Source organism: Pirellulales bacterium (assembly GCA_019694435.1).
Taxonomy (GTDB): domain Bacteria; phylum Planctomycetota; class Planctomycetia; order Pirellulales; family JAEUIK01; genus JAIBBZ01.
Window position 1 is genome coordinate 32078 of the sequence record JAIBBZ010000030.1, and the last position, 14145, is coordinate 46222.

Annotated in this window: 8 protein-coding genes; 7 read left to right on the forward strand and 1 reads right to left on the reverse strand. The window is 65.8% G+C overall.

Annotation, left to right across the window (positions count from 1 at the left end):
• The first annotated feature begins 11 nt into the window (after positions 1 to 11).
• From K1X74_18470 to recG, 5 genes are all read left to right on the forward strand, one after another.
• Complete coding sequence (locus K1X74_18470) at positions 12 to 626, forward strand: hypothetical protein (GenBank protein ID MBX7168327.1); 615 nt, start codon at positions 12 to 14, stop codon at positions 624 to 626.
• Entirely contained in the window at positions 623 to 841 is a 219-nt protein-coding gene (locus K1X74_18475) for a hypothetical protein (protein MBX7168328.1), read from the forward strand. Before K1X74_18470 ends, K1X74_18475 begins: the two co-directional genes overlap by 4 nt.
• Positions 838 to 4764, forward strand: a complete 3927-nt coding sequence (locus K1X74_18480) for a hypothetical protein (protein MBX7168329.1) — start codon at positions 838 to 840, stop codon at positions 4762 to 4764. The genes K1X74_18475 and K1X74_18480 overlap by 4 nt, the downstream gene beginning before the upstream one ends.
• A gap of 151 nt (positions 4765 to 4915) precedes the next feature.
• Positions 4916 to 6829 carry a hypothetical protein gene (locus K1X74_18485; GenBank protein ID MBX7168330.1) on the forward strand — a complete coding sequence of 638 codons (1914 nt, stop codon included), beginning with the start codon at positions 4916 to 4918 and terminating at the stop codon, positions 6827 to 6829.
• A gap of 70 nt (positions 6830 to 6899) precedes the next feature.
• A complete protein-coding gene (recG, locus tag K1X74_18490) occupies positions 6900 to 9017 on the forward strand; it encodes an ATP-dependent DNA helicase RecG (GenBank protein ID MBX7168331.1) in 2118 nt (705 codons plus the stop codon).
• Here recG and K1X74_18495 read toward each other — a convergent pair.
• The gene (locus tag K1X74_18495; protein ID MBX7168332.1) at positions 8981 to 10543 is read right to left on the reverse strand and encodes a thiamine phosphate synthase; all 1563 of its coding nucleotides are present in this window, start codon (positions 10541 to 10543) and stop codon (positions 8981 to 8983) included. The genes recG and K1X74_18495 overlap by 37 nt on opposite strands.
• Before the next feature lie 260 nt (positions 10544 to 10803).
• Between K1X74_18495 and K1X74_18500 the strand changes: the two genes are divergently transcribed.
• Complete coding sequence (locus K1X74_18500) at positions 10804 to 11409, forward strand: hypothetical protein (GenBank protein MBX7168333.1); 606 nt, start codon at positions 10804 to 10806, stop codon at positions 11407 to 11409.
• Between the two features lie 168 nt (positions 11410 to 11577).
• Positions 11578 to 14145 (forward strand): ATP-dependent Clp protease ATP-binding subunit, encoded by a 2568-nt coding sequence (locus tag K1X74_18505; GenBank protein ID MBX7168334.1) that lies wholly within the window; start codon positions 11578 to 11580, stop codon positions 14143 to 14145.

Genomic DNA, 14145 nt, shown 5'->3' on the forward strand with positions numbered 1-14145 from the left:
AGCAGGGTTTCATGAACCGCACGGCCGAGGTCAAATCGCTCGCGGCCCTTGAAGCGTTTCGCTCGGCGCTCTGCCTGTTTCGCGAAGATGCCGACCAGGCGCTCGTTATCGTCCGGGCCGAGGTGCAGAACTTTCTCAAATGGCTCAAGCACGAGCAAGTGGGACGCTGGCAGCGCGAAGTGCGCGTCCGCGAGGAACGGGTGATCGAGGCCAAGAACGATTTGCATCGCTGCATGACGGCCACGATCGATCCGAACCGCACGCCCTCGTGCCTGCAGGAAAAGAAAGTACTGGCCGCCGCGAAGCGGGCCCTCGAGCAAGCGGAAGAGACGCTGGCCGCCGTGCGACGGTGGCTGCCCATCGTCGAGCAGGCCGCGAGCGATTATTTCACACATGCCGAAACGCTCGCCGCGGTCGTGTCGATTGAAGTGCCGGATGCGATCGCTCACCTGGACCGGATTCTGGCCCGCCTGAACGAGTACCTGGCTGCGCCGGTCCCCGGTACCGAAATCCCCCAACCCGCCGAACGGTCCCTGCCGAACGAAGCGCAGCCAACCCTGGCACAGCCGGGCGCCCCAGAGCCCGTGGCCGCGAAACCCGCTGACGCCGAGGAGCAAGAACTATGAGCCTGCAGGACGGACGCGGTCGGCTGATCCACGCGATTCGCACCTTGAGACTGCGCTGGGACGCGACCCGCGAAGACTGGGACGACGCCGCCAGCCGCGATTTTGCGCGGCTGCGTCTCGACCCGATCGTCCCCAAAGTCGCTTCGACGCTGCAGGCCGTCGAGCGGCTGGCCGAGGTGCTGAACAAGGCCCACGAGGAGTGTAAGTCGCCGTGAGCTCGGGTGAACCGCGGGCCAACCTGGTGGAGCGCGAACGCGCCGTCTTGCGTGCCTTGACCGAATTGGCGAGCGCGTGCGGGACGCTGGAGTCGTCGGCCGACGCGGGGTGGCGCCGCGCCGAGCGTGAGATCACCGAGCGGCGCGACGAGATGCTGGCCGCGGCGGAAAACCGCTATCGGTCGGCCCTGGGGCTGGCCGAAAGCGTGCTGGCCACGACGCAGCGGACGTTGGCCGCCAACTTCGAGCGTCAGCACGAGGCGATCGAGCGCGAATGCCACGACGCCATCGACAAGCTCACCAGCAAGATCAAACGCGACACGAACAAGGCCCGACGCGCGGTCGAAGAGACCAAGTGGATGGCGCAGGCCACTTACGACGCGATGAAGAAGCGCCTCGGGTCCGAATTCGAGGCCTCGCGCCAACGGTTGGCAGAACGGCGAAATTTGGCCCTGCAACTCGAGGCGGCGGCACAAGCAACTGTGGCGCCGCTGATGGCCGAGCCGCTCGCGGCCGGCGAAACCGACGTGCCAGCCAACGAGGCCACCGTCGATCGACTGAACGAGGCGCTGTCGGCTGCGCAGGCACACTTGCACACCTTGCAGTCGCTGCGTCTGCCGCGCGCGGTCCAATCGCTCGGTTGGTTCGGCATGGTATTCCTTGCCGCGCTGGTCATCACCCCATTGGCCGGCCTGGTTTCTGCCTGGCAGCCGCAACCGTGGGCCATCGGAGCATCGGTCGCGAGCATCGTGGCAGGTCTGGGCATGTATTTCTGGCTGCGCGCCGTGGCCCGGCAACAGTACCGCGCGGCCGGCGAGCCGCTCGTGGCAGAAGTCCGCGCCGCCGAGGCTTGCTGTCGCCGCCTTTTGGCCGCGGCCGAGGCTCAGCACGACCGTCGCAAGACCGAGAGCCGCGAACAACGCGACGCGGAGACGACCCGTGCAAAGTCCGAGGCCGAGCCGATCCTGGAACGTTGTCGCCGGCGCGAGGAACAAGAGCTGCCGCAACTGACGGTCACCGCCGGCCAGCGGCTCGACGAGCTGCAAGTGCGCCACGACGCTGATCGCCGTGAGGCGCAAAAGACGCACCAGGAGACGCTCGCTGCGGCCGAGTCGCGCCGGCAAAGCGATGCGGCCGCCGCGCGTTCGGGATACACCACGGAGCTCGACGCTGCGCGTCTGGCCCACCGCGCGGCCCGCGATCAGGCTTTGCGGCAATGGCAACAAGCGCTGACCGAGGCGCGGAACGAATTGGCAGCCATCAGCGAAGCGGCCGACCGCGCGTGCCCCGATTGGAGCGCGATCGCCGCACCCAGTTGGCGGCCGCCCGAGTGCTCGCCGCCTGCGCTGCGGTTCGGCAATCTGTCGATCGTCGGCGAGGCAGCGCCACCGGATCAGGGCCCCGGCGACGATCGCGGAACGCTGGCCTCCTTCACCCTGCCGGCGCTCGTGGATTTCCCGGGCGGATCGTCGGTGTATGTGCGTGCATCGGGTCAGGGACGCCAGCGAGCGATCGAACTGCTGCGCCTGTTCACGCTGCGGCTGCTCACGGCGCTGCCGCCAGGCAAGGTCCGACTGACGTTTGTCGACCCGGTCGGCCTGGGTCAGAATTTCGCCACGTTCATGCACCTGGCCGATCACGACGAGGCCCTCGTCGCCAGCCGGATCTGGACCGAGCCGCAGCACATCGACCAGCGCTTGGCCGATCTGACCGAGCACATGGAAACGATCATCCAGAAGTATCTCCGCGAGGAGTTCGCCTCGATCGAAGAGTACAACCTGCGCGCCGGCGAGATCGCCGAGCCGTTTCGCGTGCTGGTCGTGGCGAACTTTCCAGCCGGCTTCACCGAGGCCTCGGCCCGGCGGCTGCTCAATATTGCGCAGACGGGTCCGCGCTGCGGCGTGCTGACGCTGGTGAGCGTCGACGCCAAGCTGCCGAACCTGCCGGGCATCGACCTGGCAGAATTGCGCCGGCAGGCCACGGTGTTCACGATCGCCGGCGACGAAGTGACCTGGCACGACGCCGATTTCAAGGATCTGCGGCTAGCGATCGACGATCTGCCTCCGAGCGACCTCTGCCGCGACATCCTGCAACGCGTCGGGGCCGCCGCGCTGGGCATGCGGCGCGTCGAGGTACCGTTCGAGGCCGTGGCCCCGCCGGAAAGCGATTACTGGGCGAGCGACAGCCGCCGCGGGATTGAAGTTCCCTTAGGTCGTGCCGGCGCCACGCGGTTGCAACTGCTCAGGCTGGGGCAGGGCACCTCGCAACACGTCCTGATCGCCGGCAAGACGGGCTCGGGCAAGTCGACCTTGCTGCACGCGCTGATCACCAATGCCGCTTTGCGCTATAGTCCCGACGAGTTGGAACTGTATCTGATCGACTTCAAGAAGGGGGTCGAGTTCAAGACCTACGTCACCCACCGGCTGCCGCATGCCCGGGTCGTGGCCATCGAGAGCGAACGCGAGTTCGGTCTCAGCGTGATGCAACGGCTCGACGCCGAAATGCAGGTGCGCGGCGAGTTGTTCCGCCAGCACGGCGTGCAAGACCTGGGCGGTTATCGCGATGCCGGACACACCCTGCCGCGCATCTTGCTGATCGTCGACGAGTTCCAGGAATTTTTCACCGAGGAAGACAAGATCTCGCAAGAGGCTTCCTTGTTGCTCGACCGGTTGGTCAGGCAGGGACGCGCCTTCGGCATCCACGTGCACCTCGGCTCGCAAACGCTGGGCGGCGCCTATTCGCTGGCCCGCAGCACTTTGGGGCAGATGGCCGTGCGGATTGCTTTGCAATGCAGCGAGAACGACGCCCATCTGATCCTCGGCGAAGACAACACGGCCGCGCGGCTGCTGGCGCGGCCGGGTGAGGCGATCTACAACGACGCCGGCGGATTGCTCGAGGGAAACCACTTGTTCCAGATCGTCTGGCTGGCCGACGAGCGCCGCGAGGCCTACTTGACCGCGATCCAGCGGCTGCTGGCCGAGCGGCCAAGCGCGCCGCGGCCAAGGCCCATCGTGTTCGAAGGCGCCCGGCCGGCCAGCCTCGAAGACAACGACGAGGTTCGTGAGCTGCTGGACGGCGCCGCCGCGCGCGAAGCGCGGGCACCGCGGCTCTTGCTCGGCGAGCCGTTGGCGATCGAAGCGGCTACGAGCGTCACCGTCCGGCGGCGCAGCGGCGGCAACTTGTTGTGGCTCGGACAAAACGACGAGGCGGTGGCCGGCATGCTCGGCGCGGCGGCGGCCAGCCTGCTCGCGCAGTTGACTGCCAAAGACGACACGGCGGAAGTCGACCCGACGCTGGTTCTGCTCGACGGCAGCGCGGACGAGGCGTCGATCGGCGCCACCGCGCGGCGCTTGGCGGCCAGCCTGCCGCGGCGCATTCGCCACGTCGAGGCCGCCGGGGCCAAGAACATCTTGCAAGAATTTGCCGATGAGCTGGCGCGGCGCCGAGAAGCGGGTGCTGCCGGGCCGACGCGCATCCTGGCCGTGCTCGACCTAGCGCGGTTGCGTCTGTTGCGGCACACCGAGGAAGAGTTCAGCTTTTCGCGCAGCAGCGAGGCCGCTGGCCCCAAGCCCGATCGGCAGTTCAGCGAACTCCTCCGCGAGGGTCCGGAGTGGGGCCTGCACGTGTGGGTATGGTGCGACACGCTTGCCGGATTCAATCGCACCCTACAAAGACAGGCGCTCAAGGAATTCGAGGTGCGGATCCTGCTGCAGATGAGCGGCGCCGATTCGAGCCTGCTGATCGACACGCCGGCGGCGGCGCAACTGGGGCGCTACCGGGCCTTGGCCTTTTTTGAAGACGAGGGACGGCTGGAAAAGTTCCGCCCCTTCGGCCCGCCGAGCGAAGATTGGTTGCAGGCTCTTGCCCGCCGCCTGCTGGCCCGCCCGGCCGCGGCATCGGTCCCGGCCGAACAGCTCGGCTGAATTTCCGGCATTTTCTCGGCCTGCTGGCCGCAATTGCCCGATCGCGGAACTCGCGGCGGCCGGGGGGCGTCTGTTGTTTCGGAAGGCAAGGTTTCGTGTGACCGGCCGTTCCGACCCCCACCCTAGTCCACCCGCCGCCGAGGTGCCCGCCATGTCTGCCCTGCGCTGCGTTCCCATTCGATTGATCTTGTTGTCACTTCTCACCCTGACGGTGATCTGTCCGCTGCGTGCGGCCGTGGCCCGGGACCTGACGCGGCACGAACAGCTCTGCCGGCAGGTGCTCGATCAGTTACTGACCGTGGTCGAACGGCCCAGCGGCTGGGACGAGTGGCCGCCGCGCCTGGTGGTGATCGATTCCGACGATTGCAACGCCAACGCCGGCCCCGTGTACATCGACGGCAAGCGCGTGCCACAAATCCGAGTGTATGCCGGCGAGATCGAGCTGATCGCCGAATTCGACCCCGATGCGTTGGCCTTCACGATAGCCCACGAGTTGGGTCACCTGGTGCTGGACCATTCGCGCCGCGGCAGCAAGATCGTCGAGCACTTCGACGGCCACGAGATTCCGTTGTTGGTCTGCGCCACGGACCGTGAGATGGAATCTGAGGCCGATCTGTTCGGCATGCAGAAGGCACTCGAGGCGCGCTTCGATATCGAGAAGCTGCGCATGAACATGCGCAACAGCCGGCGCCAGTACCGCCAATACAGCAGCCCTGAGGGCCTGACCAAGGACCACCCCGCCTGGGAAGCGCGCTGCGAGCTGGTTGAAAGCGACGAGAACCAGCAGTTGCTCTGGCGGTCGATGGCCACTTTCCGCGACGGCGTGTTCTTCCTCGAAACGGAGCAATATGCCCTGGCCGAGGCCTGTTTCCGCCGCGTCGTCCAGGCGTTTCCCAAATGCCACGAGGGCTACGCCAACCTTGGATACGCCTTGTTGATGCAATACTGCGAACAGTTGGCGGCCGACGATCTGCGCGACTTCGATATCGGTCATCTCGTCGTCGGCGGCTTCTATCATGCGGCCGAGCAGCTCGAGGCCGAGATCGACCGCGGCAAAGACGTCACCGAATTGTGGTTCGAGGCCGTCGGCGCGATGCGCCAAGCGCTCGTGCTCCGCGACGATTTGTTGCTGGTCAAAGCCAACCTGGCCGTGGCCTATCTCGTCTCGCCGGAGGGCAAGGACGTGGGTCAGGCCGAGCGATTGTTTAGCGAGGTGCTCAGCACGCTGGCCAGCGGCAAGTTCGAGTCGATCGACCCGTTGGTGCGCGCCGCGATCCTCGTGAATGCCACGGCCGGCCGCCCGGACGGCGATCCGAGGCTCGTCGAGCAAGCCCTGCTGGCGGTGCAGGCCACCCGGGAGTTTGCTCCCTCGGAGAGCAGCTATCACACGCTCGAGGCGGCTCTCGAACTGAACCTTGCGCGTGTCCTGGCCGTCACGGGCCAGGCCGACGAGAGACGCGCCGCGCTGCGGCTGTTCGAGTCGTACTTGAGCACGATTCGTCCCGAGAACGTCTTCTGGAACGTCGCCTATGAGCAATATGTCAAGCTATCCAACTCACTCGGCCTGCCGGGCAAGTCCGTGGAAGAGTTGACGCGACGCGAGCGAAATACCTGGCGGCCGGTGTCGACGATCGACCTGGGCGAAGGGCGCCTGGTTTCCCTGGCCGACTTGACCGCGCACGTCGAACAGGCCCTCGGCGCCGCCGACTCGACCACTTCGCTGCTGCGGGGCACATCGTTGGCGCTACGCGGTTATGCGAACTACGGCATCGAGCTACTCACGACCAACGAGGTGCTGGCGGTGATTCTGCGCGACGAAGCGGCCCCGGCCATCACGCTGCAGCAGTCGGGCCTGGGCGGCGGCGAGGCGCAGCTACACGTCGGCATGTCGGCCCAAGAGCTCGAGGCCCTGTTGGGCACCGAGTGGCGCGCCGAACGAACCTTCTTGTTCGACGCCGAAACGCCCTACCGCTACTACCGCGAAGCCGGCATCGCCGTGCGGATCAAGCAAGGCCGGGTCTGCGAACTGGTGATCGTCCGCACCAACACGCCCGGCCAGGCATGAACGGCGTTGCCCGGATCGACCTTCGTGTACCGTCCCGGGTAGACGCCCGGGGCGGTACATTGAAGGGACCATGGAACCGGATCCACGCACGACCCCCGAGCCGCCGCTGGAGCCGCGCTCGGCGGCCGATCTACTCGCCACCCCCGTTCAATTCCTCAAAGGCGTGGGGCCTCGGCGAGCGTTTCTTTTCGAGCGGCTCGGTCTGCGCACGGCTCTCGACGTGCTGTTCTTTTTCCCTCGCGATTACCAGGATCTGAGCGATTTGCGGCGGCTCGATCAGCTCGAAGAGGACGTGCTGGTCAGTGTCTTGGGGCACGTCGAAGACATCGATGCAAAGATCACGCGCGGCGGCCGGAGTGTGCTTTCGGTGCTCTTGCGCGACGAGCGTGGCTTGATGCGGGCCCTGTGGTTCAACCTGCCTTACCTGCGCGAGCGCTTTCAGGTCGGGCAACAGGTCATGTTCTCGGGCAAGCCTCGGCTGCGCGAAAACCGCTGGGAGATGGTCCACCCGCGCATCCAGTGGATCGACGACGACGACACACCGCGCGGACGCATCCTGCCCGTCTATCCGCTGACTGAAGGGCTGAACCAAGGCCAGCTACGGCGGATCGTCGAGGGCGTACTCGCGCAGGGCGTCGAAGTGCTCGACGAGGTCTTTCCGCCCGAATATCTCCAGGCACATTGGCTCGCGCCGCTGCGCGAGGCGTTGTACGAGGTGCATTTTCCCACTTCGCAGGAGTCGCTGGCCCGGGCGCGCCGGCGGTTCATCTATCAGGAGTTGCTGGTCTTGCAATTGGCGCTGGCCGTCAAGCGACGCCAGTTGCACGACACGCGCATCGCCCCGGCCTTGCCGGCCGACGCGCGGATCGACGCGCGGATACGCCGGCGGTTCGACTTCGAACTCACGGCCGACCAGCAGCAGGCGATTGCCGACATCGCGCGCGACATGGCCCAAACGGTACCGATGAATCGACTGCTCCAAGGGGACGTCGGCTCGGGCAAGACGGTCGTGGCCGTATACGCGATGCTCCTGACCGTGGCGCATGGGCACCAGGCGGCGCTCATGGCGCCGACCGAGGTCCTCGCGCGCCAGCATTTTCGCAACCTCGAACGCTTGCTGGCCGGCAGCCAGGTGCGCTGCGGGCTGCTCCTGGGGTCGTTGCCTGCGGCACGGCGCGCGGCCGTGCTCGCAGCAGTCGCTGCGGGCGAAATCCAGCTCCTGGTGGGTACCCAAGCGATCGTGCAAGGCGAGGTGCTGTTTTCGCGGTTGGGCCTCGTGGTGATCGACGAGCAGCACAAATTCGGCGTCCTGCAGCGGGCCAGTTTGAAACAAGCGGGGCCTGATCCGCATTACCTGGTCATGACGGCCACACCCATCCCGCGGACGATCGCGATGACCCTGTTCGGCGATCTCGACGTCTCGACCTTGCGCCAGGCGCCGCCGGGGCGGCAGCCGGTGCACACCTACCTGGCCACGGCCGAGCAGCGCGCGCCGTGGTGGGAATTCGTCCGCAAGCAACTGCGCACCGGACGCCAGGGCTACGTCGTCGCACCGCTGGTCGACGAGTCGGACGAGCTCGAAGCCAAGAGCGTCGAAACGCTTTACGAGGAACTGACCGACGGCGAGTTGGCGGCCTTTCGCGTGGGCATGATCCACGGTCGAATGACCGCGCCGGAAAAAGAGGCCGTCATGGAATCGTTCGCAGCCGGCCGCACGCAAGTGCTCGTGTCGACGACGGTCATCGAAGTCGGCGTCGATGTGCCGAACGCCACGCTGATGACGATCGAAGCCGGCGAACGGTTTGGCCTGTCGCAACTGCACCAATTGCGCGGCCGCGTCAGCCGCGGTTCTTTTCCCGGTTATTGCTGCGTGTTCGCCGATCCGACGACCGACGAAGGCCGCCAGCGGCTCGATGCCTTCGTCAAGACGACCGACGGCTTCGAGTTGGCCGAGCTCGACTTCCGCCTCCGCGGACCCGGCGACCTGCTGGGCACGCGCCAACACGGCGTACCGCCGCTACGGATTGCCGATCTCGAGCGCGATACCGAACTGCTGACCGAGGCGCGGCGCGATGCGCTCGATCTGGTGGCGGCCGATCCCGGTCTCGCGAGGCCCGAACACGAGCGGCTGCGCAAAATGGTGCTGGTTCGCTACGGGCGCGTGCTCGAACTGGGCGACGTCGGCTGATCGGCCGCCGCCGCCAGGCGTGCGGTCAGCGCCGCGGCCGCAGCACGCGGGTCAGCGGCGTTCCAGATCGCCCCGCTCACGGCGACCCGCACAATGCCGGTCTGTAGCACCTGGTCGAGATTCGCCGCGTCGATGCCGCCAATGGCAAATGCCGGCAAGCCAAGCTCCGCGGCGACCGCCACCAGCAGCTCCAGGCCCGTGAATGCAGCAAAACTCTTGGTCGTCGACGCAAAGGTTGGCCCCACGCCAATGTAATCGGCGCCGTCGAGCACCGCTGCGCGCGCCTGCTCGATCGAATGCGTGGAAACGCCGATCATGCAGCGCGGACCGACGACGTTCCTCGCGTCCTTCACGGACAAGTCCTCTTGTCCGAGGTGCACGCCATCGGCACGAGCCAGTCGCGAGATGTCGGCACGGTCGTTGACGATCGCCAAGGTGTCGGCGTCACGGGTCAGCTCGCGCAATATCTGGGCGCGCGCCAGCAGCTCGCGATCGTCTAAGTCCTTGGCGCGCAACTGGACGCAGCCAACGCCCACCGCGACGAGCAGAGCGACTCGGTCGGCGAACGACTCCGCGGACGCCGCACCGTCGGTCAGCACGTACAACCGCGCTGCGGCCAGTCTTTGCCGGGCATCGTGCGTCGTCAGCAGGGCCTTTTCCAGGGTGTAGGCGCGGTAGCGCAGCGACTCACAGGCTGCGGCCGCAGCCGGCGCGGTCAGCTTCCCATATTCCTCCAAGCTGCGCAGTGCTTCTTCAATGCGCTTGAAATTGCTGACGAGCACCGCGGCGACATCCGAGCGGAGCAACTCGCCGGGTGTGCTGACCGTCGTGCCGACATCCTGCCGCGTCTCGCGGTTGGCCAGCAGATCGCGCGGTCCCCACGCCTCGAGCGCCGCCGCGAGATCGTGCCGCAGTCGTTTGAGCTCGCCGGTGAGAAATCGATCGTCGAGCCCAAACCGGGCATAGTCCTCGACCACGCGCAGCCCTTCGCGGGCACGGTTGGCCGCCGCGTCGATGATCCGCAAGGCGGTGTTGCCCGACTCCGGCGCCGGGGAATCGAGCATGAGCGGCTGCGACAAGGCCGGTTCGAGTTCGGCGTCGTGATAGCGGCTGCCAATCCGCCGGGCAAGTTCGTCCGCGGCAAACCCGGCATCGGCCAGCCAAAGGGCCGTTTCGTCCTCGCTGGCTACGATGCCCAGGAGCAAATGCTCCGTGGCCCAAGCCTCGTCGGTGGCCTGCTGACCTAACCACAAAATGGCTGCGCGAAAGACCCCGCGAACCGCTGTGGTATCCGGCGTAACACCAAGGCGCGGGGGCACCTGCACGAGATCGGGCCAGCGTTGCAGGACCGCCGCGCTGTCGATCGCACGTTCGTCAAGCCAAAGCGCTGCCCGGCATTCCGACTCGGACAAGAGCCCTAGTAACAACTCGGGCGAGCCTATTTCGCCGGCCGAGTGCGAACGTGTCCAACAGGACGCGGCCTGCAGGGCACGCTCGACAGCGGGAGTGATCGAACGGGGCAACACGACGGCTGATGCTGGGCTGTGGGTCCGCAGTGGCAACTTGGAAAGTCAGGCGAGCTGGATAATAGGATACCGCCGAGTGCTCCGACGTCGCTCTGGGACGCGACCGCGCGACACCACAGTCGATGCGTAGGCGTGCACGTCGCGACTCACTTATTTCTAAGTGTAAGCATGCCAGACGGTTGCCTTGATCCCCCCGGTCGCGAAGAGTAGAATTCCGCAGCCGATGGAGCGGTACGAGCTGCGCGTAAAGGACGGAGCCGATGGAAGGTACGCAAGAGCGGGGTCATACCTGGGTCAGCTACCTCTGGCCCGGGTTGCCGCAATTGTGGTGGGATGGAGAACGCTCGGGCTTGGCTTTGGCCCTGGCGGCGGCCGTTCTGCTCAATCTGGCACTCGCTACGACGCTGGTCTGGACCGAACTTCTCTCGTCCTCGGCGCGGCTCTTGGTTTGGACGGCCGTTGGTGCCGTTTGGATCGGTTCCTCCGTTCTTTCCGCGCGATGGTGGCGACAACACCGCGCCGGACGCCCGGAAACGGTTCGGCACTTGTTCCGCCAGTCCTTGGATCAATACTTACAGGGGCATTGGGTCGAAGCCGAAGGGCTATTGGCCCGGCTGCTGGTCGCGGCGCCCCACGACGGCGATGCGCGGCTGCTGCTGGCCACGCTCTTCCGCCACACCTACCGATACGATCAGGCCCGCGCACAACTCGAGCGGCTCCGCGGTTGTCCGGGACACGAAAAATGGAGCTGGGAAATCGCCCAAGAGTTCCGACAACTTGAGGAAGTGGCCGCCCCCGGCGCTCAACCAGGCGTGACGCCAACCGACACGGCCCCCGCCATGAACCAAGCGGAAGCGGAACCGTAAGAAACTGACAACACCCCTAGTTCAATCCAATACCACCCCCACACCCCACCAACTCACTCCGTCAGGCACTCGACAGCCCGCCCCACAATCCGAACAATCCGCACTATACCTGAAGCACCTGCAGACGCTTGAGCGATCGCCGTGCCGCAGGCGAAGAGGGAGACGACGATGTACGAACGATTCACCGACCGCGCCCGCAAGGTGATGCAACTGGCCAACCAGGAGGCGCAGCGCTTCAACCACGAATACATCGGCACCGAGCATGTGCTGCTGGGCCTGATCAAGGAAGGCAGTGGCGTGGCCGCCAACGTGCTCAAGAACCTCGACGTCGATCTGCGCAAGATCCGTCTCGAGGTCGAGAAGCTCGTGCAGAGCGGCCCCGACATGGTCACCATGGGCAAGCTGCCGCAGACGCCGCGCGCCAAGAAGGTGATCGAGTACGCCATGGAGGAAGCGCGGAACCTGAACCACAACTACGTCGGCACCGAGCACATCCTGCTGGGCTTGCTGCGCGAGCAGGAAGGCGTCGCCGCCCAGGTGTTGATGAATCTTGGCCTGAAGCTCGAAGAGGTCCGCGAGGAGGTGTTGAATCTGCTCGGCCACGGCATCGAGAGCGAAGGCAACGAACGCAACCCGGGCGGGGGCGCCGCGGGTGCCTCTGGCCAGACTGGCGAATCGTCGAAGGCCGGCCGCTCGAAGACGCCCGCTTTGGACAGCTTCGGCCGCGACCTGACCGAGCTCGCGCGGCAAAGCAAGCTCGACCCCGTGATCGGGCGCGAGAAGGAGATTGAACGGGCGATCCAGATTCTCTGCCGCCGCACGAAGAACAACCCCGTACTGCTGGGCGAGGCCGGCGTCGGCAAGACGGCGATCGTCGAAGGCTTCGCACAACGCATCGTCGACGGCAACGTGCCCGAAATCCTGGCCGATCGCCGAGTGGTGGTGCTCGACCTGGCCATGATGGTCGCCGGCACGAAGTATCGCGGTCAATTCGAGGAACGCATCAAGGCCGTGATGAACGAGGTTCGTCGGGCCAAGAACACGATCCTGTTTATCGACGAGCTGCACACGCTGGTCGGCGCCGGCGGCGCCGAAGGGGCGATCGACGCCTCGAACGTGCTCAAGCCCGCCTTGGCGCGCGGCGAAATCCAGTGCATCGGCGCGACGACCCTCGACGAGTATCGCAAATACATCGAGAAGGACAGCGCGCTGGATCGCCGCTTCCAGATCATCCTGGTCGAGCCCTCGACCAAGGCCGAAACGATCGAAATCCTCAAGGGGCTCCGCGATCGTTACGAGACGCATCACCGCGTGCAAATCACCGACGACGCGATTGAGTCGGCCGTCGAACTCTCGGGCCGTTACATCACCGGCCGCTGCCTGCCCGACAAGGCCATCGACGTAATCGACGAAGCCGGCGCGCGGGTGCGTCTGCGGGCGATGACGCGTCCGCCCGATCTCAAGGAGATCGACGAAGAAGTCGAACGGCTGAACAAGGAGAAGGAAGAGGCCGTCGCCAATCAGGACTTCGAGCGGGCCGCGCAGCTCCGCGATCAGGCCGACAAGCTCAAGAAGAAGAAGCAGACGATTACCCGCGAATGGCGCGACAAGTCGCGCGAGGCCGACGGCGTGGTCGACGAGGAAGTCATCGCCGAGGTCGTTTCGAAGATGACCGGCATCCCGCTCACGCGGATGACCACCGAAGATTCGCTGCGCCTCATGGACATGGAAAAGGACCTGCACAAGCGGGTCGTGAGCCAGCACCAGGCGGTCGAACGCGTGGCCAAGGCCGTGCGCCGCAGCCGCAGCGGGCTCAAGGATCCCAAGCGGCCCACCGGGGCGTTCATCTTCGCCGGTCCGACCGGCGTCGGGAAAACGTTGCTGGCCAAGGCGCTGGCCGAATTCATGTTCGGCGACGAAGACGCGCTGATCCAGATCGACATGAGCGAATACATGGAGAAGCACAACGTCAGCCGATTGATCGGCGCCCCGCCGGGCTACGTCGGCTTCGAAGAAGGTGGTCAATTGACCGAGAAGATTCGGCGCCGGCCGTACGCGGTCGTGCTGCTCGACGAGATCGAGAAGGCCCATCCCGACGTGTTCAACATGTTGCTACAGGTCATGGAAGAGGGCCGGTTGACGGACAGCTTCGGCCGCAATGTCGACTTCCGCAACACGATCATCATCATGACCACCAACGCCGGTGCCGAGGCGATCAAGAACGAGTCGTCCTTCGGCTTCCAACGGCCCGACAACGACGCCTCGTACGACAGCATGAAGGAACGCGTGAACGAGCGGATCGAGCGCGTGTTCCGGCCCGAGTTCCTCAACCGCGTGGACGACGTGATCGTGTTCCGTCACCTGGCGCCTGAGGACTTGAAGGAAGTCATCGACATGGAGTTGTCCAAGGTCCGGCAACGTCTGTCCGAGCGCGGTATTTCGCTCACGCTGACCGACGAGGCCAAGCAGTTCCTGATCAAGAAGGGCTCGAACCTCGACTTCGGCGCACGGCCCTTGCGTCGCGCGATCGAGAATTACGTCGAAGACCCGCTCTCTGAAGAGCTGCTCAAGGGCGAATTCCAAGGGAAAGATCGGGTGACGGTCGACATCAAGGAAGTCGGCGGACGCAAGCAACTGCAATTCATCGGCTCGGTCGGCGAGCCGGCCGAGGCCGTGGCCACCGCCGGCACCGGGGGCGGTGAAGGCACTGCCAGCAATCCGCCCGCCCAAGGCTGA

Bases quoted from the DNA above. Each gene is read 5' to 3' on its own strand.
- K1X74_18470 (MBX7168327.1), top strand. From the start codon at position 12: ATGAACCGCACGGCCGAGGTCAAATCGCTCGCGGCCCTTGAAGCGTTT.
- K1X74_18475 (MBX7168328.1), top strand. From the start codon at position 623: ATGAGCCTGCAGGACGGACGCGGTCGGCTGATCCACGCGATTCGCACC.
- K1X74_18485 (MBX7168330.1), top strand. From the start codon at position 4,916: ATGTCTGCCCTGCGCTGCGTTCCCATTCGATTGATCTTGTTGTCACTT.
- recG (MBX7168331.1), top strand. From the start codon at position 6,900: ATGGAACCGGATCCACGCACGACCCCCGAGCCGCCGCTGGAGCCGCGC.
- K1X74_18500 (MBX7168333.1), top strand. From the start codon at position 10,804: ATGGAAGGTACGCAAGAGCGGGGTCATACCTGGGTCAGCTACCTCTGG.
- K1X74_18505 (MBX7168334.1), top strand. From the start codon at position 11,578: ATGTACGAACGATTCACCGACCGCGCCCGCAAGGTGATGCAACTGGCC.